This is a genomic window from Streptomyces sp. NBC_01689 (genome assembly GCF_036250675.1).
Taxonomy (GTDB): domain Bacteria; phylum Actinomycetota; class Actinomycetes; order Streptomycetales; family Streptomycetaceae; genus Streptomyces.
The window spans coordinates 7,865,094-7,886,805 of sequence record NZ_CP109592.1 but is presented as its reverse complement, the minus strand read 5'-3'; the positions used below and the strand labels follow the sequence as shown (position 1 = coordinate 7,886,805).

The 21,712-nt window shown below is 66.8% G+C and carries 14 protein-coding genes and 3 rRNA genes; 2 read left to right on the top strand and 15 right to left on the bottom strand.

All coding sequences use genetic code 11. From position 1 onward, the window contains the following. Nucleotides 1-163 precede the first annotated feature (163 nt). The 13 genes from OG776_RS33785 to OG776_RS33725 form a co-directional block, all read right to left on the bottom strand. Nucleotides 164-1,570 carry a DNA polymerase IV gene (locus tag OG776_RS33785; protein ID WP_329323018.1) on the bottom strand — a complete coding sequence of 469 codons (1,407 nt, stop codon included), beginning with the start codon at nucleotides 1,568-1,570 and terminating at the stop codon, nucleotides 164-166. 45 nt (nucleotides 1,571-1,615) lie between these two features. Beyond that, nucleotides 1,616-2,290, bottom strand: a complete 675-nt coding sequence (locus tag OG776_RS33780) for a MerR family transcriptional regulator (protein WP_384956512.1) — start codon at nucleotides 2,288-2,290, stop codon at nucleotides 1,616-1,618. Nucleotides 2,291-2,562: 272 nt separating this feature from the next. After that, entirely contained in the window at nucleotides 2,563-3,036 is a 474-nt protein-coding gene (locus OG776_RS33775) for a bifunctional nuclease family protein (RefSeq protein WP_006123076.1), read from the bottom strand. Between the two features lie 86 nt (nucleotides 3,037-3,122). After that, nucleotides 3,123-3,863, bottom strand: coding sequence for a transcriptional regulator FtsR (ftsR, locus tag OG776_RS33770; protein ID WP_148007919.1), 741 nt, complete (start codon nucleotides 3,861-3,863; stop codon nucleotides 3,123-3,125). A gap of 42 nt (nucleotides 3,864-3,905) precedes the next feature. Beyond that, nucleotides 3,906-4,844, bottom strand: coding sequence for an FHA domain-containing protein (locus OG776_RS33765; RefSeq protein ID WP_148007918.1), 939 nt, complete (start codon nucleotides 4,842-4,844; stop codon nucleotides 3,906-3,908). A 61-nt stretch (nucleotides 4,845-4,905) separates the two neighbouring features. Further along, nucleotides 4,906-5,769 carry a DUF881 domain-containing protein gene (locus OG776_RS33760; protein ID WP_148007917.1) on the bottom strand — a complete coding sequence of 288 codons (864 nt, stop codon included), beginning with the start codon at nucleotides 5,767-5,769 and terminating at the stop codon, nucleotides 4,906-4,908. Nucleotides 5,770-5,774: 5 nt separating this feature from the next. Next, nucleotides 5,775-6,107 carry a small basic family protein gene (locus tag OG776_RS33755; protein WP_148007916.1) on the bottom strand — a complete coding sequence of 111 codons (333 nt, stop codon included), beginning with the start codon at nucleotides 6,105-6,107 and terminating at the stop codon, nucleotides 5,775-5,777. Next, the gene (locus OG776_RS33750) at nucleotides 6,104-7,006 is read right to left on the bottom strand and encodes a DUF881 domain-containing protein (RefSeq protein WP_148007915.1); all 903 of its coding nucleotides are present in this window, start codon (nucleotides 7,004-7,006) and stop codon (nucleotides 6,104-6,106) included. Before OG776_RS33750 ends, OG776_RS33755 begins: the two co-directional genes overlap by 4 nt. 89 nt (nucleotides 7,007-7,095) lie before the next feature. Then, nucleotides 7,096-9,591 (bottom strand): mannose-1-phosphate guanyltransferase, encoded by a 2,496-nt coding sequence (locus OG776_RS33745; protein WP_148007914.1) that lies wholly within the window; start codon nucleotides 9,589-9,591, stop codon nucleotides 7,096-7,098. Between the two features lie 116 nt (nucleotides 9,592-9,707). Next, a complete protein-coding gene (locus OG776_RS33740; protein ID WP_148007913.1) occupies nucleotides 9,708-10,316 on the bottom strand; it encodes a CDP-alcohol phosphatidyltransferase family protein in 609 nt (202 codons plus the stop codon). A gap of 181 nt (nucleotides 10,317-10,497) precedes the next feature. Then, nucleotides 10,498-10,614 (bottom strand): 5S ribosomal RNA (gene rrf / locus OG776_RS33735). Between the two features lie 88 nt (nucleotides 10,615-10,702). Continuing rightward, a 23S ribosomal RNA gene (locus OG776_RS33730) occupies nucleotides 10,703-13,822 on the bottom strand. Nucleotides 13,823-14,133: 311 nt separating this feature from the next. Then, a 16S ribosomal RNA gene (locus tag OG776_RS33725) occupies nucleotides 14,134-15,659 on the bottom strand. Together the 16S, 23S and 5S rRNA genes form the textbook arrangement of a ribosomal RNA operon. Before the next feature lie 664 nt (nucleotides 15,660-16,323). Between OG776_RS33725 and OG776_RS33720 the strand changes: the two genes are divergently transcribed. Both OG776_RS33720 and ptsP read left to right on the top strand, forming a co-directional pair. Further along, nucleotides 16,324-16,773 (top strand): PTS sugar transporter subunit IIA, encoded by a 450-nt coding sequence (locus tag OG776_RS33720; RefSeq protein WP_148007912.1) that lies wholly within the window; start codon nucleotides 16,324-16,326, stop codon nucleotides 16,771-16,773. 77 nt (nucleotides 16,774-16,850) lie between these two features. Further along, the gene (ptsP, locus tag OG776_RS33715; RefSeq protein WP_329323017.1) at nucleotides 16,851-18,521 is read left to right on the top strand and encodes a phosphoenolpyruvate--protein phosphotransferase; all 1,671 of its coding nucleotides are present in this window, start codon (nucleotides 16,851-16,853) and stop codon (nucleotides 18,519-18,521) included. A 69-nt stretch (nucleotides 18,522-18,590) separates the two neighbouring features. On the opposite strand, the gene OG776_RS33710 is transcribed toward ptsP, so the two are convergent. Together OG776_RS33710 and OG776_RS33705 are read right to left on the bottom strand one after the other, a co-directional pair. Continuing rightward, nucleotides 18,591-19,484: a hypothetical protein gene (locus tag OG776_RS33710; RefSeq protein WP_148007910.1), complete on the bottom strand. Its 894-nt coding sequence runs from the start codon at nucleotides 19,482-19,484 to the stop codon at nucleotides 18,591-18,593. Between the two features lie 245 nt (nucleotides 19,485-19,729). Beyond that, nucleotides 19,730-21,697 carry an acetoacetate--CoA ligase gene (locus OG776_RS33705; RefSeq protein ID WP_148007909.1) on the bottom strand — a complete coding sequence of 656 codons (1,968 nt, stop codon included), beginning with the start codon at nucleotides 21,695-21,697 and terminating at the stop codon, nucleotides 19,730-19,732. Nucleotides 21,698-21,712: the final 15 nt, after the last annotated feature.

Genomic DNA, 21,712 nt, shown 5'->3' with positions numbered 1-21,712 from the left:
CGCCACCCCGGGCGCCCGGCGGCCCGCCCACCACGGGCACCCACGCGCCCCGGGACACCCCGTCATGCCCGTGCCCCGTACGCCCCACAGCGCCCGCATCCCGGGGACAGCCATCACGCCGCCACCCGGCCCAGCCCGGCCCAGGAACCGGCACCGGACAGAGTCACGTCCTCCCCGGCGCCCCGGCGGACACACCGGGCGCCTCCTCGGGTCTTCGCGGCACCAGCGGCAGCGGATCCGCCGGCTCCAACGCGCCGTCGTCCGTACGGAACGTCCGCACCCGCCCCGGTGGTGAGTCGGGTGTCTCGAACCGCACGGTCACCCGTCCCAGCCCGCTGCCCTGCACCCACCCGTGCCCGTACTCGGCATGGCGCACGTCGTGCCCCGCCGGCCAGCGCCGCTCGGCCGCGGTCACCTGCTCGGCGGCGGGCTCCTCCCCCGTCTCCACCGCGGGGTGCTCCAGCGCCGCCGCCTCCTCCACCGCCTCCCGGGCCTGCGCCTGGGCCTGCGCGAAGAGGTCCTCCTGCGTGTAGTCCGCCAGCCCGGAGACACCGACGCCGAGCAGACGGACGCCTCCTGTCGTGTCCACCGCGTCCAGGAGCCGCCCGGCGGCCTCCCGGACCACCGCGGGGTCGTCCGTGGGCCCCCGCAGCGTCTCGGACCGGGTCAGCGTCGAGAAGTCGTACCTGCGCACCTTCAGCACGATGGTCCGCCCGGAGAGCCCCGCCCGGCGCAGCCGTTCCACACACCGGTCCGCGAGCCGCTGCACCTCGAGCCCGACCCGCACCCGGTCATGGATGTCCACGTCGTAGGTGTCCTCGACCGACACGGACTTGGTCTCCCGCTCGGCCACCACGGGCCGCTCGTCGCGCGCCAGCGCCATCGCGTACAGCGCGTGCCCGTGGGCCTTGCCGAGCAGCCGTACGAGCTCGTCCTCGCCCGCCTCGGCGATCTCGTCGACCGTGGTGATCCCGCCCCGCCGCAGATGGTCCCCGGTGGCGGGCCCGACGCCCGGCAGCGTCCGCACCGGCATCGGGCCGAGCAGCGCGCGTTCGGTGCCCGGCTCGATCACGACCAGGCCGTCGGGCTTGGCCTGCTCGGAGGCGATCTTGGCGAGCATCTTGGAGGCCGCGAGTCCCACCGAGCCCGTCAGGCCCGTGACGGCCCTGATGTCGGCGCGGAGCTTCCCCCCGGCCAGTCGCGCCGACGCCTCGTCCCAGGCGGTTCCCCCGGCCTCCAGGTCGACGAAGGCCTCATCCAGGCTCAGCGGCTCCACCAGGGGGGACAGGGTCCGCAGCAGCCCCATCACCTGCTCGCTGATCTCCCGGTAGAGCCCGAACCGCGGCACGAGGTACGCGGCGTTCGGCGCGAGCCTGCGCGCCTGCGCCATCGGCATCGCCGAGTGCACCCCGAAGACCCGGGCCTCGTACGAGGCGGTGGCGACCACACCCCGCATTCCGAGGCCGCCCACCACGACGGCCTTCCCCCGCAGGCTCGGCTTGGACGCCTGCTCCGCCGAGGCGAAGAAGGCATCCATGTCGAGATGCAGGATCGTGGGCGCGTTTCTCACACCCCCGATGCTGCCCTACGCCACTGACAATCCTCCGGGACCGCGTCACACCGCGCGGTTGCGCCGCCGTGCCAGCTCGTCCGCGGGGTTGTGCCCGATGAGCGTCTCCCCCGTGTCCACCCGCTCCCCGTGCAGCTGTGAGAGGGCGTTCTCGACGTCCCGCCACACCACGCCCACGGCGATCCCGAAGACGCCCTGGCCGCCCTGGAGCAGGGCGTGCACCTCGTCGGGCGAGGTGCACTCGTAGACGGTCGCGCCGTCGCTCATCAGCGTCATCCGCTCCAGGTCCCGGAAGCCGCGCTCCCTGAGGTGCTGAACGGTGGTGCGGATGTTCTGCAGCGACACTCCCGTGTCCAGGAACCGCTTCACGATCTTCAGGACGACGACGTCCCGGAAGCTGTACAACCGCTGCGTCCCCGACCCATGGGCCGGCCGCACGCTCGGCTCCACCAGGCCCGTCCTGGCCCAGTAGTCAAGCTGCCGGTAGGTGATGCCCGCGGCGGCACACGCCGTGGGTCCCCGGTAGCCGATCTCCTCGGCCGCCGCCCCGCCCTCGCCCGGCACCGCTGTCGGCCGCTGCGGAACACGGTCGGCCGCGCTGTCGTGATGGGGGTACCCCCTGCTCGAGCCGAGCCGAGAGCTTGGGGGAGGGTACGGGCCGCTCTCCCCCAGACCACGTCCGGGGGCACCCCCAGCCGTACCGTCGCCGCTGCTTCTCACGCCGACCTCCGTCCTTGACCTGCCTTCTCGACGGTAGGCAGTCACCAGGGGTGCGTCAACGATCGCCACACTCGGCACGCCGAGTGATAATCACCCAAGGAGTGGTTTCCCGTGTCCCACCGCGGGGAAAGGCTAGCCGAATGCTCTCGGAGTGAGCCGCAGCGCGCCACGGTCGCCACGGGCAATTGCCGCCGGAAGTACTCCGATCACGTGACGCGGGGCGTCCGCGGGAACGGGTGTCCGGGCGCCCCGCGCGGAGGCGCCCGGCCCGGTCACTGACTGTTGGTCCCGAAGTCCTCGGGAGAGATCTGGTCGAGGAACTCCCGGAACTTCTCCACCTCGTCCTCCTGCTCGTCCGGAATCGCGATTCCCGCGTCGTCGAGCACCCCGTCACTGCCGTAGATCGGCGTTCCGGTGCGCAGCGCCAGCGCTATGGCGTCGGACGGGCGGGCGCTGACCTCGACCCCGCTGGCGAACACCAGCTCCGCGTAGAAGACCCCCTCGCGCAGATCGGTGATGCGCACCTCGGTGAGCTCCTGGCCGACGGCTTCCAGCACGTCCTTGAACAGGTCGTGGGTCAGCGGTCGTGCGGGGGCCATGCCCTGCTGGGCGAAGGCGATCGCCGTCGCCTCCCCCGGTCCGATCCAGATGGGGAGGTAGCGATCGCCTCCCACTTCACGCAGGAGCACGATCGGTTGGTTGGAGGGCATCTCGACCCGGACACCTACGACATCGAGCTCGTTCACACAGCAACCCTAGGCCGTGCCCGGGACGTTTGGGTAGTCGAGCACAGAACGGGTGGCCGATCCGGACAGCCCCGAGGGTCCCGAGGTCAGGGCAGCCTTACGCCCAGCGCGGTCTGCACCAGTGCCGCGTGCAGCCGTACGGTGAGCCCCGCCAGCTCCTTCGCACGCGCCTCCGCGTGCGCCCTGGTCTGCGGATTGCGGTGGCGCCGCAGCGGGGCGACCACCTGGTCCACCAGGCCCGCGTCCCGTTCGGCCGCGGCCTTCATCGCCCGCAGATGGCGCGGCTCGATCCCGAAGCGGCCCAGCTCGACGACGAGCGCGGCGACCGTCACCGCCTCGGCGTCGTACGTCCCTTCCGCCAGTGGGGCGATGAGGCCGTACGACTCCCACTCCTGCAGCTCCTGCTCGCCGATCTCGGCGGCGGCCAGCAGCTCCGAACGGCCCACCCGGACCGCCACGGGCGCGTCGGGCTCCTGCGGCTCCCCGTCGCTTCCGTCGCGCTGGCGCCCCAGGGACGGCAGCCGAACGGGCTCGCCCCGCTCCAGGGCGTCCAGATGCTCGCGGATCACTTTCAGCGGAAGATAGTGGTCCCGCTGCATCCTCAGCACATGCCCGAGCCGCTCGACGTCGTCCGCGCTGAACTTGCGGTACCCCGAGGGCGTCCGCCTCGGCTCGATCAGCCCCTCCGACTCCAGGAACCGGATCTTGGAGATGGTGACCTCGGGGAACTCGTCACGCAGAGCGCTCAGCACCGCGCCGATGCTCATCAGCCCACTGTCCGCTGCGGCGGTACCGTTGCCGGCACCGCCGCTCGGTGTTCGAAGCATGGACCTTCCTGGGGGTCCCCCCGGACGGAGTCTGGGGAAGGGTCAGATACCCCGCTGGCTCGCGTAGAAGACCAGCCGGTACTTACCGATCTGCACCTCGTCGCCGTTCGACAGCGGAACCGAGTCGATCCGCTCCCGGTTGACGTACGTGCCGTTCAGGCTGCCCACGTCGGCGACCGTGAACGACCCGTCCGCGGCGCGACGGAACTCCACGTGGCGACGCGACACGGTCACGTCGTCGAGGAAGATGTCGCTCTGCGGATGACGCCCGGCCGTGGTCAGGTCGCCGTCCAGGAGGAAGCGGCTGCCCGAGTTCGGGCCGCGGCGGACCACCAGGAGCGCCGAGCCCAGCGGCAGTGCGTCGACGGCGGCCTGCGCCTCCGGGGACAGCGTGGGCATCTGCGTCTGGCCGGTGACCTCGGCATCGTAGGCCTCGAGGCCCGAGATGGAGATCGTCGACGTCGTCTCGGACGGACGCTCCGGGATCGCCCCGGGACGCAGCGGCGCGCCGCAGTTCGAACAGAAGCGGCTGTTTTCCGCGTTGCGGTGACCGCACCTCGTACACACCAGGGCCGACATGGGATCCTCCTGCCGCGGCTGCCCCCCAGGGGCATGAGACGCGTACGGGTCGGCAAACCCTCCACCCGTACTTGAGGCTGACGGTTCCCCGAAACCTATGCGGCCGGACTGGGCAGGGTCAACAGACGACGCGCCCTGTCCGCCGACCTGGTCGCGGAACAGCGGGCGCTCGCCACCCTGGCCCTCAGCGTCTCCATGGCGCGGTGCGCGGTGCCGGGCGTTGTCGCCGCCCTCTCGCGCGCTCTTGCCGAACAACTTCCCAAACAACTTCACGGGCGATTCCCCTTGACCGAAACAGACCCGCCCGTGGGGCAGGACGAACCCTGATTGCACACACCGGTCGACCCGGACATCCTCACAACGTCCGTATCCACCAGACAGTTTCCACCACGCACCACCCATTCGGTGCGCCGACCCCCCGCAACCTCATGCCCTCGCCGCACCACCCCCATGCGCCCCCGGCTCACCGGGAGGAGGACCGAGCGTAGTCAGGCTGCTTCGCGGCCCGCAAGGCGTCCACGACGATCTTCGTCGCACGGTCCACCGTGACGGTGGCCTGCTCCTTCTCCAGAGTCTGCACCACGCCTCCGGGGATGTTGAGCGCCGGCTCGAGGTCCTGCGGCTTGCCGATGACCTTGAAACGATAGGGCTGGGTGATCTTGTTCCCGTCCACGCTCACGCCCTTGCCGGAATCGCTCAGATAGGTGCTGGCGACGACCCGCACCCCGTTCACCTGAATCGCCTCCGCACCGGCCGCGCGCAGCTCCTGGATCGCGTCAAGCAGCATGTCCGCCTTGACCGTCCCCTTCGTGTCGTTGATCGTCAGCGTGATGCCGGGCCCCTGCGCCGCCACCGTGCCCGCCAGAATGCCGAGTTGCTTCTCCTTCTCGACCGTCTGCTTGCGCGCCTCGGCAGCCTGGTTCGAGCTGTTCTCCAGCTCGGTCCGCTGATCTTCGAGACCCTGCTTCTCGTCTTCAAGACGCTGCGTACGGTTGTCGAGTTCATCGAGGATACGTACGAGATCTTCTTGACGTGCGCCACGCAGCGCGCTGCCGCTGTCGCTGTTGGACGCCACCTGGACGGCCAGGCCGAAGCCGAGGCCGAACAGCAGCAGGGCGACGATGAGTTGCGCACGGGACACGCGGGGCGGCCACAGGCCCTGCGCCAGCCGCTGACGGCCGGTCGGCGTCGGGACGGCCCCCGCGTCGTCGGCCGGCGCGGGCGCCGCGTGGTGATGGGGCGCCGGTTTCTCGGCGGCCGCGGCCGGAACCTCTTCGGGAAGTTCCCTGCGCAGCCGGTTGTCGGGGGTCTCGTCCTCGTCGCTCATCGGCCTCACGCCCGGAACACGTGCCGGCGGATCGCCGCGGCATTGGAGAAGATACGGATACCGAGGACGACCACGACACCGGTGGAGAGCTGGGCACCGACGCCCAACTTGTCCCCCAGGAAGACGATGAGCGCGGCGACGACCACGTTCGACAGGAACGAGACCACGAAGACCTTGTCGTCGAAGATGCCGTCGAGCATCGCGCGCAGGCCTCCGAAGACAGCGTCGAGCGCCGCCACGACGGCGATCGGAAGGTAGGGTTCCACGATCACCGGAACCTCGGGCCGGACCAACAATCCAGCCACGACTCCCACGACGAGGCCCAGTACGGCGATCACGATGTGCCCTTCTCTGTGCTCGGCTGTGCTGTACGTACGATCACACTTGGTGCGGCGGGCAACCGGACGTCGTCGTCGACGGAGATGCTGGTCCGGATGCCGTAGTTCTCCTGAAGGGCGTGAAGATACAGCCCGTCGGCACTGTTCTGGAACCTGGTGCTGAGCCGCTCGCCGTCCCCCACCGCGAGCACCGTGTAGGGCGGCACCAGCGGCTTGTTGTCGACCAGTATCGCGTCTCCCGCGGCCCGGATCGCCGAGAGCGCCGTCAGCCGCTGTCCGTTGACGGACACGGCCTCCGCGCCGGACTCCCAGAGCCCGTTGACGACCCGCTGCATGTCACGGTCACGGACCCGGCCGGTGTCCGAGAACCCGCTGGTCTCGCGCGGATCGCCGTCACCGCCCTGGGTGGCTTCCTTGGCGTCGTTCACGACGAGCTTCACACCGGGGCCGTGCACCGCGACGGCACCCGACAGGATGCCGACGAGGTCCGCCCGCTCGCCGCCGCCCTGTTTCAACGCCTCGCGCTGCCGGGCGCTCACGTCGTCGCGCAGGGTGTCGACCGTGCCCTCCAGCTTGTCCGCGGACGAGGTCTCGCGCTGGATCCGGTCGATGAGCTCCTGGCGTTCCTTGGCCACGACCGGCGCCGCGATCCGCGCGTTGGCCGCACCGACGGTCACGACCAGGGCGGCGAGCACGAGACCGGCGGCGAGACCGAGTCTCGCGCGCACGCTCTTCGGCATGCCGCCGGTGCCTTCGGTCTTCCTGCGGGCGGCCGCCTCGGCGTATCCGTCGTCGAGGCTGTGGTCCATGACGTTGGTGAGCAGCGACATGGAGGCGTCCGGGCGCGAGGGGCGCGGAGGTGTGCTCCGAACGGGGGGCTGCTGCGGCATGCCGCACATCGTCGCACGTCGTGGGTGCTACCTCCGAATGGCCCCACCCACGTGCCGGACAGGCCCCCTTGGGGGCACTTGTCCGGCACGCGCGTGTGCTACCGGCCGGCGCTGTCCACGACGGCCGCCCACTCGTCGAGCAGTGCCTCGGCCGACGCGACATCGGGACCCTCGGCCCACAGATGCGTCACCGCCTCGGCGGGGTCGGGCAGCACCATCACCCAGCGCCCGTCGGTCTCCACGACCCGGACGCCGTCGGTGGTGTCCACGAAGCGGTCACCCGCCTCCTCCACGACCCGGCGCATCACGAGCCCCTTGACCGCCCACGGGGTCGCGAGGTCACGCTTGAGGACGTGCGCCCGCGGAATCCGCGCGTCGATCTGGCTGAGCGTGAGCTGCGTCCGGGCCACCAGGCCGATGAGCCGTACGAAGGCGGCCGCGCCGTCGAAGACGCTGCTGAACTCCGGAATGATGAAGCCGCCCCGGCCGTCGCCGCCGAAGATCGTCGACTCGTCCCGCCCGACCCGGGTCAGGTCGTCCGGCGACGTGGTCGTCCACTCCACCTGCGTCCCGTGGTACGCGGCCACCTGCTCGGCGATCCGTGTGGTGGTCACCGGCAGCGCCACTCGTCCGCTGCGCCGCTCCGCGGCCACCAGGTCGAGCATCACGAGGAGAGCCCGGTCGTCCTCGACGATCCGCCCCTTCTCGTCGACCAGCGAGAGCCGTTCGCCCACCGGGTCGAAACGCACCCCGAACGCGGCCCGCGCGGACGCGACGATCTCGCCGAGCCGCACCAGTCCGGCCCGCCGGGTGTCGGCGGTCTCCGTCGGCCTGGACTCGTCCAGACCGGGATTGATGGTCAGGGAGTCGACCCCGAGCTTGCCCAGCAGGCTGGGAAGCACCAGCCCGGCACTGCCGTTGGAGGCGTCCACGACCACCTTGAGCCCGGACTCGGCGATCCCCGTCGTGTCCACGTTCCGCAGCAGGGAGCCGGTGTACGAGTCGAAGACGCTGGCCGGGAAGTGCAGATCCCCGATCTCTCCGGGGAACGCGCGCCGGTACTCCTGGCGGGCGAACACCCGGTCGAGCTTCCGCTGCCCGCCCTGCGACAGGTCGGCACCCTCCCCGTCGAAGAACATGATGTCGACGGAGTCCGGCACCCCGGGCGTCGTACGGATCATGATCCCGCCCGCACTGCCCCGCGCCGTCTGCTGCCTGGCCACCGGCAGCGGTACGTTCTCCAGGTCGCGTACGTCGATGGCGCTGGCCTGCAGCGCCGAGATGACCGCTCTCTTCAGCGCCCGCGCGCCTCGGGAGTGGTCGCGGGCCGTGGTGACGGTGGAGCCCTTCTTCAGCGTCGTCGCGTACGCCCCCGCCAGGCGCACCGCCAGCTCCGGGGTGATCTCCACGTTCAGGATGCCGGACACACCACGTGCTCCGAAGAGATGCGCCTGACCGCGTGACTCCCAGATCACCGAGGTGTTGACGAAGGCGCCGGCCTCGATGGTCTTGAAGGGATAGACGCGTACGTTCCCCTGAATGATCGATTCTTCCCCGACGAGGCATTCGTCGCCGATGACGGCGCCGTCCTCGATCCGGGCGGCTCGCATGATGTCGGTGTTCTTACCGATGACACAGCCGCGGAGATTGCTGTGCTGGCCGACGTACACGTTGTCGTGGACGACGGCTCTGTGCAGGAAGGCACCGCTCTTGACGACGACGTTGGAGCCCACGACGGAGTGCTCGCGGATTTCCGCGCCGGCCTCGACCTTCGCGTAGTCCCCGATGTAGAGAGGCCCGCGCAGCACCGCGTCGGCGTGCACTTCGGCGCCCTCGGCGACCCAGACGCCCGGGGAGATCTCGAAGCCGTCGATCTCGACGTCGACCTTGCCCTCCAGGACGTCGGCCTGCGCCTTCACATAGCTCTCGTGGGTGCCCACGTCCTCCCAGTAGCCCTCGGCGATGTATCCGAAGACCGGCTTGCCTTCCTTCATCAGCTGCGGGAAGACATCGCCCGACCAGTCGACGGACACGTCCGCCTCGACGTAGTCGAAGACTTCGGGCTCCATGACGTAGATGCCCGTGTTCACCGTGTCCGAGAAGACCTGACCCCAGGTCGGCTTCTCGAGGAAGCGCTCGACCTTGCCCTCTTCGTCCACGATGGTGATGCCGAATTCGAGGGGGTTGGGCACACGTGTCAAACAGACGGTGACCAGCGCACCCTTTTCCTTGTGGAAATTGATGAGATCGGTGAGGTCGAAGTCGGTCAGGGCATCGCCGGAGATCACCAGGAAGGTGTCGTCCTTCAACGCCTCTTCGGCGTTCTTGACGCTACCGGCAGTACCGAGTGGCTTCTCCTCATTGGCATAGGTGAGCTCCATGCCGAGCTCCTCGCCGTCACCGAAGTAGTTCTTGACCAGAGAGGCCAGGAACTGAACAGTCACGACGGTCTCGTTGAGCCCATGCCTTTTCAGCAGCCTGAGCACGTGCTCCATGATCGGGCGGTTCGCCACGGGCAGGAGCGGCTTGGGCATGCTTGAGGTCATGGGACGAAGGCGAGTACCTTCGCCTCCGGCCATCACTACGGCCTTCATGTCGGAAGCGTCCTCCTTTAAGAGACGACGGACTAGCCGACTTCACCCGTCCAGATTGTCCCGCAGTTTTCGAGCGCGGGCCATCGGGGCGCTTCAACTGCCCCTGCGGGCCGAGCTCAATCGGCCATGGTGTCCGCCCGGACAAGCCGGCGGACCTGCACCACGTACAGGACTCCTGCCCACCAGTACAGGGTTGTACCCCACCCTGCGAACGCCCATCCGAAAATCGTTCCGAGTGACGCGATCCATCCGTGTCCGTCGCTGAGCAGCAACAACGGGAAGGCGTACATCAGGTTGAAGGTGGCGGCCTTCCCGAGGAAGTTCACCTGCGGCGGCGGATAGCCGTGACGCCTGAGGATCCCGACCATGACCAGCAGGACCAGTTCGCGCGCCAGAAGGGCGGCGGTCAGCCAGAGCGGCAGAATCTCGCGCCAGGTGAGCCCGACGAGAGTGGACAGGATGTAGAGACGGTCCGCCGCGGGGTCGAGCAGCCGGCCGAGGCTGCTGATCTGGTTCCAGCGCCGCGCGAGCTTCCCGTCGAGATAGTCACTGATGCCGCTCAGCATGAGCACAAGCAGGGCCCAGCCGTCGCTCTTGGGACCTCCGAACTCCGGCCTGAGGATCAGCCACAGGAAGACGGGTACGCCGACCAGGCGTGCCATGCTGAGGATGTTCGGGATGGTGAGGACCCGGTCCGTCTGAACGCGGGTCTCCTGGACCTCCACCCGGGGGCCTCCTGTGGGAAATGTGCCGATGATGCCCCCTGACCTTACCCGCAGCCCTGACGGAGCGACGCGGCGGGTCTGCGCCCCACCGAAAAACACCCTGCCGGACGGCAGAAAAAGCCCGTAAAACAAAAAAGCTCCGGCTCCCGGGAAGTATCCGGGAGCCGGAGCTCCAATTTTAGTTCGGCGGCGTCCTACTCTCCCACAGGGTCCCCCCTGCAGTACCATCGGCGCTGTAAGGCTTAGCTTCCGGGTTCGGAATGTAACCGGGCGTTTCCCTCACGCTATGACCACCGAAACACTATGAAACACAACCGGAGCCACAGCCAAAACGGCTACGACGGTTGTTCGTGGTTTCAGAACCAACACAGTGGACGCGAGCAACTGAGGACAAGCCCTCGGCCTATTAGTACCGGTCACCTCCAGCGGTTACCCGCCTTCCAGATCCGGCCTATCAACCCAGTCGTCTACTGGGAGCCTTAACCCCTCAAAGGGGTGGGAATACTCATCTCGAAGCAGGCTTCCCGCTTAGATGCTTTCAGCGGTTATCCCTCCCGAACGTAGCCAACCAGCCATGCCCTTGGCAGGACAACTGGCACACCAGAGGTTCGTCCGTCCCGGTCCTCTCGTACTAGGGACAGCCCTTCTCAATATTCCTACGCGCACAGCGGATAGGGACCGAACTGTCTCACGACGTTCTAAACCCAGCTCGCGTACCGCTTTAATGGGCGAACAGCCCAACCCTTGGGACCGACTCCAGCCCCAGGATGCGACGAGCCGACATCGAGGTGCCAAACCATCCCGTCGATATGGACTCTTGGGGAAGATCAGCCTGTTATCCCCGGGGTACCTTTTATCCGTTGAGCGACGGCGCTTCCACAAGCCACCGCCGGATCACTAGTCCCGACTTTCGTCCCTGCTCGACCCGTCGGTCTCACAGTCAAGCTCCCTTGTGCACTTACACTCAACACCTGATTACCAACCAGGCTGAGGGAACCTTTGGGCGCCTCCGTTACTCTTTAGGAGGCAACCGCCCCAGTTAAACTACCCATCAGACACTGTCCCTGATCCGGATCACGGACCCAGGTTAGACATCCAGCACGACCAGACTGGTATTTCAACGACGACTCCACCCACACTGGCGTGCGAGCTTCAAAGTCTCCCAGCTATCCTACACAAGCCGAACCGAACACCAATATCAAACTGTAGTAAAGGTCCCGGGGTCTTTCCGTCCTGCTGCGCGAAACGAGCATCTTTACTCGTAGTGCAATTTCACCGGGCCTATGGTTGAGACAGTCGAGAAGTCGTTACGCCATTCGTGCAGGTCGGAACTTACCCGACAAGGAATTTCGCTACCTTAGGATGGTTATAGTTACCACCGCCGTTTACTGGCGCTTAAGTTCTCAGCTTCGCCACCCCGAAGAGTGACTAACCGGTCCCCTTAACGTTCCAGCACCGGGCAGGCGTCAGTCCGTATACATCGCCTTACGGCTTCGCACGGACCTGTGTTTTTAGTAAACAGTCGCTTCTCGCTGGTCTCTGCGGCCACCCCCAGCTCAGAGTGCAAGACTCATCACCGGTGATGGCCCCCTTCTCCCGAAGTTACGGGGGCATTTTGCCGAGTTCCTTAACCATAGTTCACCCGAACGCCTCGGTATTCTCTACCTGACCACCTGAGTCGGTTTAGGGTACGGGCCGCCATGAAACTCGCTAGAGGCTTTTCTCGACAGCATAGGATCATCCACTTCACCACAATCGGCTCGGCATCAGGTCTCAGCCTCAATGTGTGACGGATTTACCTATCACACGGCCTACACCCTTACCCCGGGACAACCACCGCCCGGGATGGACTACCTTCCTGCGTCACCCCATCACTCACCTACTACAGGTCTGGTCCGTCGGCTCCACCACTCCCCTTCGCCCGAAGGCTCCAGGGCGGCTTCACGGACTTAGCATCGCCTGGTTCAATGTTTGACGCTTCACAGCGGGTACCGGAATATCAACCGGTTATCCATCGACTACGCCTGTCGGCCTCGCCTTAGGTCCCGACTTACCCTGGGCAGATCAGCTTGACCCAGGAACCCTTAGTCAATCGGCGCACACGTTTCTCACGTGTGTATCGCTACTCATGCCTGCATTCTCACTCGTGAACCGTCCACCACTGCCTTCCGGCGCGGCTTCACCCGGCACACGACGCTCCCCTACCCATCACAGCGGGCGTTGGCCCTATTGCTGCAATGACACGACTTCGGCGGTACGCTTGAGCCCCGCTACATTGTCGGCGCGGAATCACTAGACCAGTGAGCTATTACGCACTCTTTCAAGGGTGGCTGCTTCTAAGCCAACCTCCTGGTTGTCTGTGCGACTCCACATCCTTTCCCACTTAGCGTACGCTTAGGGGCCTTAGTCGATGCTCTGGGCTGTTTCCCTCTCGACCATGGAGCTTATCCCCCACAGTCTCACTGCCGCGCTCTCACTTACCGGCATTCGGAGTTTGGCTAAGGTCAGTAACCCGGTAGGGCCCATCGCCTATCCAGTGCTCTACCTCCGGCAAGAAACACACGACGCTGCACCTAAATGCATTTCGGGGAGAACCAGCTATCACGGAGTTTGATTGGCCTTTCACCCCTAACCACAGGTCATCCCCCAGGTTTTCAACCCTGGTGGGTTCGGTCCTCCACGACCTCTTACAGCCGCTTCAACCTGCCCATGGCTAGATCACTCCGCTTCGGGTCTTGAGCGCGCTACTAAATCGCCCTATTCGGACTCGCTTTCGCTACGGCTTCCCCACACGGGTTAACCTCGCAACACACCGCAAACTCGCAGGCTCATTCTTCAAAAGGCACGCAGTCACGAGACATGTGCAAGCACACATCCGACGCTCCCACGGCTTGTAGGCACACGGTTTCAGGTACTATTTCACTCCGCTCCCGCGGTACTTTTCACCATTCCCTCACGGTACTATCCGCTATCGGTCACCAGGGAATATTTAGGCTTAGCGGGTGGTCCCGCCAGATTCACACGGGATTTCTCGGGCCCCGTGCTACTTGGGTGTTTCTCAAACGAGCCGCTGATGTTTCGACTACGGGGGTCTTACCCTCTACGCCGGACCTTTCGCATGTCCTTCGCCTACATCAACGGTTTCTGACTCGTCTCACGGCCGGCAGACCGTGAAAGAGAAATCCCACAACCCCACATACGCAACCCCTGCCGGGTCTCACACGCATATGGTTTGGCCTCATCCAGTTTCGCTCGCCACTACTCCCGGAATCACGGTTGTTTTCTCTTCCTGCGGGTACTGAGATGTTTCACTTCCCCGCGTTCCCTCCACATACCCTATGTGTTCAGGTATGGGTGACAGCCCATGACGACTGCCGGGTTTCCCCATTCGGAAACCCCCGGATCAAAGCCTGGTTGACGACTCCCCGGGGACTATCGTGGCCTCCCACGTCCTTCATCGGTTCCTGGTGCCAAGGCATCCACCGTGCGCCCTTAAAAACTTGGCCACAGATGCTCGCGTCCACTGTGCAGTTCTCAAACAACGACCAACCACCCATCACCCCCGGCTACAACCGGAGTTCACTGGGGCCGGCACTGAAGGCAGCCTTTCGGCCGTACCCTCAGACACCCAACAACGTGCCCGACACCCTCGCCACTCCGATCAGCTTTCCACACTCCGAAGAGCAGTACTGGCAGCCTGAGATGACTGAAAGTGCCGAATAATCAACGTTCCACCCATGAGCAACCACCGTCGAACGTTTGCCGACGTAATGGCCCTGGACCACCAGGCGAACCTGGCAGCCTAGATGCTCCTTAGAAAGGAGGTGATCCAGCCGCACCTTCCGGTACGGCTACCTTGTTACGACTTCGTCCCAATCGCCAGTCCCACCTTCGACAGCTCCCTCCCACAAGGGGTTGGGCCACCGGCTTCGGGTGTTACCGACTTTCGTGACGTGACGGGCGGTGTGTACAAGGCCCGGGAACGTATTCACCGCAGCAATGCTGATCTGCGATTACTAGCAACTCCGACTTCATGGGGTCGAGTTGCAGACCCCAATCCGAACTGAGACAGGCTTTTTGAGATTCGCTCCGCCTCACGGCTTCGCAGCTCTTTGTACCTGCCATTGTAGCACGTGTGCAGCCCAAGACATAAGGGGCATGATGACTTGACGTCGTCCCCACCTTCCTCCGAGTTGACCCCGGCAGTCTCCTGTGAGTCCCCATCACCCCGAAGGGCATGCTGGCAACACAGAACAAGGGTTGCGCTCGTTGCGGGACTTAACCCAACATCTCACGACACGAGCTGACGACAGCCATGCACCACCTGTACACCGACCACAAGGGGGCGACCATCTCTGGCCGTTTCCGGTGTATGTCAAGCCTTGGTAAGGTTCTTCGCGTTGCGTCGAATTAAGCCACATGCTCCGCTGCTTGTGCGGGCCCCCGTCAATTCCTTTGAGTTTTAGCCTTGCGGCCGTACTCCCCAGGCGGGGAACTTAATGCGTTAGCTGCGGCACCGACGACGTGGAATGTCGCCAACACCTAGTTCCCACCGTTTACGGCGTGGACTACCAGGGTATCTAATCCTGTTCGCTCCCCACGCTTTCGCTCCTCAGCGTCAGTAATGGCCCAGAGATCCGCCTTCGCCACCGGTGTTCCTCCTGATATCTGCGCATTTCACCGCTACACCAGGAATTCCGATCTCCCCTACCACACTCTAGCTAGCCCGTATCGAATGCAGAACCGGGGTTAAGCCCCGGTCTTTCACACCCGACGTGACAAGCCGCCTACGAGCTCTTTACGCCCAATAATTCCGGACAACGCTTGCGCCCTACGTATTACCGCGGCTGCTGGCACGTAGTTAGCCGGCGCTTCTTCTGCAGGTACCGTCACTCTCGCTTCTTCCCTGCTGAAAGAGGTTTACAACCCGAAGGCCGTCATCCCTCACGCGGCGTCGCTGCATCAGGCTTTCGCCCATTGTGCAATATTCCCCACTGCTGCCTCCCGTAGGAGTCTGGGCCGTGTCTCAGTCCCAGTGTGGCCGGTCGCCCTCTCAGGCCGGCTACCCGTCGTCGCCTTGGTGAGCCACTACCTCACCAACAAGCTGATAGGCCGCGGGCTCATCCTTCACCGCCGGAGCTTTCAACCCACCCAGATGCCCAGGCAGGTATTATCCGGTATTAGACCCCGTTTCCAGGGCTTGTCCCAGAGTGAAGGGAAGATTGCCCACGTGTTACTCACCCGTTCGCCACTAATCCACCCCGAAGGGCTTCATCGTTCGACTTGCATGTGTTAAGCACGCCGCCAGCGTTCGTCCTGAGCCAGGATCAAACTCTCCGTGAATGCTTACCGGTAATCCGGCGAAACACACACGAGAGCGGAACCGGAAGAGGAATAATCCCCCGGTTCACAGCGTCCTCGCTGTGCGCCTGCCCCGAAAGGCAGGACTTTTTCAAAGGAACCTCGCCCCGACCGATCGGCCGGAGACGGGGTATCAACATATCTGGCGTTGATTTTTGGCACGCTGTTGAGTTCTCAAGGAACGGACGCTTCCTTTGTACTCACCCTCTCGGGCTTTCCTCCGGGCGCTTCCCTTTGGTCTTGCGTTTCCGACTCTATCAGACCGTTTCCGTATCCGATTTCCTCGGCGCTTTCCAGGTTCCCGCTTTCGCGTTTCCCTTTCCGGCGGTCCAAACACTATCAGTGATTTTCCGTCTCTCTGACCACCATCCTGCAGACATGCAGAAGGAGACCCCGAGATAGGATCTGACAAGTTGGGTGCTGCCAGGCAACGACGCTTGGACGCGCCGCTCAGCCTCAAGCAGGAGTACGACTGTACAGGGGGCCTCGGAGCGGGCGCAAATCGTTTGCGCCCGGCTCTACGTCCGTCAACCGGAACCTCTCGTGCAGAACCGGCACTTCATATGACATACCCTGCTCAAACAGTGCGCCGTCCCGGACAGGCAGTGACGGCCCCTCATGAATCTCCACCTCTGGGAGGCTTCCCATGACCACCGTTACGTCCCCCCTTGCAGGACGCGCCATCGGACTCGTGGCCGTGCCCGATCCCGTCTTCTCAGGGGCGATGGTCGGCCCCGGCACGGCGATCGACCCCGTGCGCGAGCCCTCGGAGGCCGTCGCTCCCGTGGACGGCGTGATCGTGTCGCTCCACCCCCACGCCTTCGTCGTCGTCGACGACCAGGGGCACGGCGTCCTCACGCACCTGGGCATCGACACCGTGCAGCTCAACGGCGAGGGCTTCGAGTTGCTCGTCAACAAGGGAGACACCGTGACGCGCGGTCAGGCCGTGCTGCGTTGGAACCCGGCGGCGGTGGAGCAGGCCGGCAAGTCGCCGATCTGCCCGGTCGTCGCGCTCGAGGCCACGGCCGACTCCCTCACCGAGGTCCGCGAGGACGGCGACGTGAAATCCGGCGACACCCTGTTCGCCTGGCAGTGACCTCAGCGCCGTCCCCGACGGCGCACCGCACAACCACCGCGGCGGCGGGACCCGCCGCACTATCGGAGACGGGTGAGATGGAGACAACGCTGCGAGGCGTCGGCGTGAGCCACGGTGTGGCGATCGGCGAGGTTCGGCACATGGGAACGGCGGTCCTCGAACCGCCTGCCAAGCAGATCCCGGCGGAGGACGCGGAGCGCGAACAGGGGCGCGCCCGCAAGGCCGTCGAAGCCGTGGCGGCCGACCTGACCGCGCGCGGCAACCTGGCGGGCGGCGAGGCCCAGCACGTGCTCGAGGCGCAGGCCATGATGGCCCAGGACCCCGAGCTGATGGCGGACGTCGACCGGCGGATCGCCGTCGGCAGCACCGCCGAGCGCGCGGTCTACGACGCGTTCGCCTCGTACCGGGCCCTGTTGGCCGGTGCCGGTGAGTACCTCGCCGGTCGTGTGGCCGACCTCGACGACGTGCGGAATCGTATCGTCGCCCGGCTGCTCGGCGTGCCCATGCCGGGTGTCCCGGACAGCGACGAGCCCTATGTCCTCATCGCCCGGGACCTCGCCCCGGCCGACACGGCGCTGCTCGACCCCGCGCTGGTGCTCGGCTTCGTCACCGAGGAGGGCGGGCCGACCAGCCACAGCGCGATCCTGGCGCGGGCCCTCGGTGTACCCGCCGTGGTCGCGCTCCCCGGCGCCGGCGAACTCGCCGAGGGCACCGTGATCGCCGTGGACGGCAGCACCGGTGAGATCTTCGTCGAGCCGAGCACCGAGAAGAAGGCGCAGTTGCGGGCCGCGGCGGAGGCGCGCAGGGCCGCGCTGTCCGTCTCGACCGGTCCGGGCGCCACCTCCGACGGACACAAGGTGCCACTGCTCGCCAACGTCGGTGGGCCGTCCGACGTGCCGGCCGCCGTGGAGGCCGGGGCCGAGGGTGTCGGCCTGTTCCGCACCGAGTTCCTCTTCCTGGACGACAGCAAGCAGGCGCCCTCGGAGGAGAAGCAGGTCGAGGCGTACCGGCAGGTGCTGGAGGCGTTCCCCGAGGGACGTGTCGTGGTGCGCGTGCTCGACGCGGGTGCGGACAAGCCGCTGGAGTTCCTCACTCCGGCCGACGAGCCCAACCCCGCGCTGGGCGTGCGGGGTCTGCGGACTCTGCTCGACCACCCCGATGTGCTGCGCACGCAGTTGACGGCGCTGGCGAAGGCGTCGGAGGGGCTGCCGGTCTACCTCGAGGTGATGGCCCCGATGGTGGCGGACCGCATTGACGCCAAGGTGTTCGCCGAGGCGTGCCGGGACGCCGGACTGCGGGCGAAGTTCGGTGCCATGGTGGAGATTCCGTCGGCCGCGCTGCGGGCGCGGTCGATCCTCCAGGAGGTCGAGTTCCTCTCCCTGGGCACCAATGACCTGGCGCAGTACACGTTCGCCGCGGACCGTCAGGTGGGCGCGGTGTCCCGGCTGCAGGACCCGTGGCAGCCGGCGCTGCTCGACCTGGTCGCGCTGTCCGCCGAGGCGGCGAAGGCCGAGGGCAAGAGCTGTGGTGTCTGCGGTGAGGCCGCGTCGGACCCGCTGCTCGCGTGTGTGCTGACCGGTCTGGGGGTCACCTCCCTGTCGATGGGTGCCGCGTCGATTCCCTACGTCCGGGCGACGCTCGCCAAGTACACGCTCGCGCAGTGCGAACGTGCCGCCGCGGCCGCGCGTGCCGCGGACACCGCCGAGGAGGCGCGTACCGCGGCTCAGGCGGTGCTCTCCGGCGAGTGACAGGTCCCTCGCCCGGCGAGGGACGCCTGTGTGGGGCGCTCCACCTGCGGGTGGGGCGCCCCTTCGCGTTCAGTGGGTGTGGTCGGTCGTCCTTCCTTCGGGTCCGAGGTCGGGGGGTACGCAGTAGTCGACGCCCGACTCCGGTGGGACGAGGTCCCCGGACGCGACGTCGGTGCAGTAGGCGTCGAAGACCTCGCCGGCGGTGAGGGGGTCGAGGCCGTCGCCCCGCAGACGCCATCCGTAGACGCGGTCGGTGGTGCCGGGGGCGGTCGTGCGCATGACGACGCCGCCCGCGCTCCGGGTGGCGATGCCGAGGGCGAGGACCGTGGTGAACTCCAGGGCTTCCGCTTCGTCCAGACGGGCGATGCCCTCCGCGTCGTCGTCCGCCCGGAGTGCGGCGACGAGTGGTTCGGGCGCCGTCGAGACGCTGCAGACGAGATGGCGCTCGCCGGGGCCCGCGGTGTCGAGGACCCGGGCGAGGAGGTGCGAGGCGCGGGTGAAGGACACGCGTCCGATGTCCTCGCCGCAGGAGGCACAGGTGCCGACGCGGGCCAGGAGCGTCGTCGCGTACTCCCAGGTCGCCTTGCGGACGGCCTCGTCGATCAGGTCCGGGACGAGTTCGGCGAGGGGCTGGCCCTGGTAGGGGACGGTGGATCCGGTGGCGGCCAGTTCGGCGGTGAAACGCGTACGGCTGGCGGCGGTGTCGGGTTCCAGGCCGTGGCGGGCGCAGAACTCCGCGTACTCCTCGGGGTCGAAGAGTGCCACCGTGGTGTGGCTGCCCCCGGCCGCGAGGGACCGCAGCAGGGACTCCACCTGCTGGAGGTAGGCCGTGTGGTCGTCGAAGGTGAAGGTGCGGTAGCGCCGCATCGCCGTGAAGTCGTGCGCGTCGGTCAGCAGACCGATCGTGCCGGCGATCTCGCGGCGCAGGACGCGTCGCATGGTGTGGTGTTCGGTGTGCGCCATCGTTTCCCCCTGTGCGCGGTCGATCAATGCTCACTCACAGTAACCAGCGGCACTGACAACGGCTCGCGGGTGGGGCGCTCGCGGGCCGGCCGGTGGGAGAAGCAGCAGCTCACAGCGGGCTTTTACGCGGGGACCGTGCGGTCGGCGGGTGGGGCTCGGCGGGTTCGGTGGCGGGGAGTGATCGAAGCTGGGCGGTCAGAGGGGTGGGTCCGAGGCCGTCCGGGCCGGACGGCCTCGGCGGGCGGTCAGCCGCGTTCGCGGGCCAACCGCTCGTAGAACTTGAGCAGTTCCACGTCGTCCACGGAGCCGGCGTTGACCGCCTTGTCCAGAGGGGTGCCCTGCAGCAGGCGTTTGACCGGGACCTCGATGCGTTTGCCGGTGAGGGTGTGCGGGATGCCCGGGACCTCGATCACCTCGTCGGGGACGTGGCGCGGGGAGAGCTGTTCGCGGATGGTCCGTTTGATGCGGTCCAGCAGTGCTGCGTCGAGCTCCGCTCCGGGGGCGAGGTGGACGAAGAGGGGCATCCAGTAGCCGCCGTCGGGCTGTTCGACCCCGATGACGAGCGACTCCTTGATCTCGGGCAGGCGTTCGACGGCTTCGTAGATGTCGGCCGACCCCATGCGCACGCCCTGGCGGTTGAGCGTGGAGTCGGAGCGGCCGTGGATGACGACGGAGTCCCGTGAGGTGACGGTGATCCAGTCCCCGTGCCGCCAGACTCCGGGATAGGTGTCGAAGTAGCTGTCGTGGTAGCGGCTGCCGTCGGGGTCGTTCCAGAAGCGGACGGGCATGGAGGGCATCGGGTTGGTGACCACGAGCTCACCGACCTCGTCGATGACGGGTCTGCCGATCGCGTCCCAGGACTGGAGGTCGGTGCCGAGGCCCGCCGCCTGGAGTTCGCCGATGTACACGGGGAGGGTGGGCACCGCTCCCGCGAAACAGGAGCACACGTCGGTCCCTCCGCTGACGGAGGCGATCCAGAGGTCCTCCGACACCTCGTCGTGCAGCCAGCGGAAGCCGTCGGGCGGGAGGGGCGACCCGGTGGTCGCGACGCATCGCACGCGCGTGAGGTCGGCGTCGCGCGAGGGATGCACGTCCGCCTTGCGGCAGGCCATCACGTACGCGGCGGAGGTCCCGAAGAGCGTCGCCCCGGTGCGTTCGGCGATGCGCCACTGGGCGCCGGTGTCCGGGTGGCCGGGACTGCCGTCGTACAGGACGATCGTGGTGCCCGTGAGCAGGCCGGAGACGAGGAAGTTCCACATCATCCAGCCGGTGGACGTGTACCAGAAGAAGCGGTCCTCGGTGCCCAGGTCGCAGTGGAGCCCGAGCTGCTTGAGGTGCTCGACGAGGATGCCGCCCTGGGACTGGACGATGGCCTTGGGCAGGCCGGTCGTACCCGAGGAGTAGAGCACCCACAAGGGGTGGTCGAACGGCACCGGTTCGAAGACCGGGTCGACGTCCGCGGAGGTGAGCGTGGACCAGTCCAGGGCGCCTTCGGGGGCCTCGGTGCCGAGCAGGGGGATGTGGACGACGGCCCGCAGGGTGGGCAGTTCGCCGCGCAGCTGGGCGACCACGTCGCGGCGGTCGTGCTCCTTGCCTCCGTAGCGGTAGCCGTCGACCGTGAACAGCACGACGGGTTCGACCTGCTGGAAGCGGTCGAGGACGCTGCGGGCTCCGAAGTCGGGGGCGCAGGAGGTCCACACCGCGCCCACGGCCGCCGTGGCGAGCAGGGCGATCACGGCCTGCGGGACGTTCGGGAGGTAGCCGCTGACGCGGTCGCCCGGCCGCACACCGAGGGCGCGCAGCTCGGCGGCCAGGGAGCCGACCTGGCGGCGGAGTTCGGACCAGCTGACGGGGGTCGGCTCGTGGGTCTCGTCGACGTACAGGAGGGCGGGTTCGTCCGCTCGGGTCCCGGCCGCGCGGAGGGCGTGTTCGGCGTAGTTGAGGGTCGCTCCGGGGAACCATTCGGCGCCGGGCATCGACCGGTCGCCGAGCACGCGCGCGTAGGGCGTCGAGAAGCGGACGTCGAACCACTCGGTGACGGCTTTCCAGAACGTGTCCAGTTCGTCCACGGACCAGCGGTGCAGAGCCGCGTAGCCGCCGTGGGCCGGTGCTCCGTGATGCTCGGCCGCCCAGGCCTGGAATTTCGTGATCCGTGCATGGGCGATGCGCTCTGGAGTGGGCTGCCAGAGCGGTGAGGGGTTCACGGTGGACATGGGGCGGCTCCCGGA

Excerpts from the sequence above, each read along its gene's own strand:
- OG776_RS33765 (WP_148007918.1), bottom strand. The coding sequence starts at position 4,844 with ATGGGTGGTGCGTGGTGGAAACTGTCTGGTGGATACGGACGTTGTGAG.
- OG776_RS33720 (WP_148007912.1), top strand. The coding sequence starts at position 16,324 with ATGACCACCGTTACGTCCCCCCTTGCAGGACGCGCCATCGGACTCGTG.
- OG776_RS33760 (WP_148007917.1), bottom strand. The coding sequence starts at position 5,769 with ATGAGCGACGAGGACGAGACCCCCGACAACCGGCTGCGCAGGGAACTT.
- OG776_RS33745 (WP_148007914.1), bottom strand. The coding sequence starts at position 9,591 with ATGAAGGCCGTAGTGATGGCCGGAGGCGAAGGTACTCGCCTTCGTCCC.
- ftsR (WP_148007919.1), bottom strand. The coding sequence starts at position 3,863 with ATGCTTCGAACACCGAGCGGCGGTGCCGGCAACGGTACCGCCGCAGCG.
- OG776_RS33705 (WP_148007909.1), bottom strand. The coding sequence starts at position 21,697 with ATGTCCACCGTGAACCCCTCACCGCTCTGGCAGCCCACTCCAGAGCGC.
- OG776_RS33710 (WP_148007910.1), bottom strand. The coding sequence starts at position 19,484 with ATGGCGCACACCGAACACCACACCATGCGACGCGTCCTGCGCCGCGAG.
- ptsP (WP_329323017.1), top strand. The coding sequence starts at position 16,851 with ATGGAGACAACGCTGCGAGGCGTCGGCGTGAGCCACGGTGTGGCGATC.
- OG776_RS33750 (WP_148007915.1), bottom strand. The coding sequence starts at position 7,006 with ATGTGCGGCATGCCGCAGCAGCCCCCCGTTCGGAGCACACCTCCGCGC.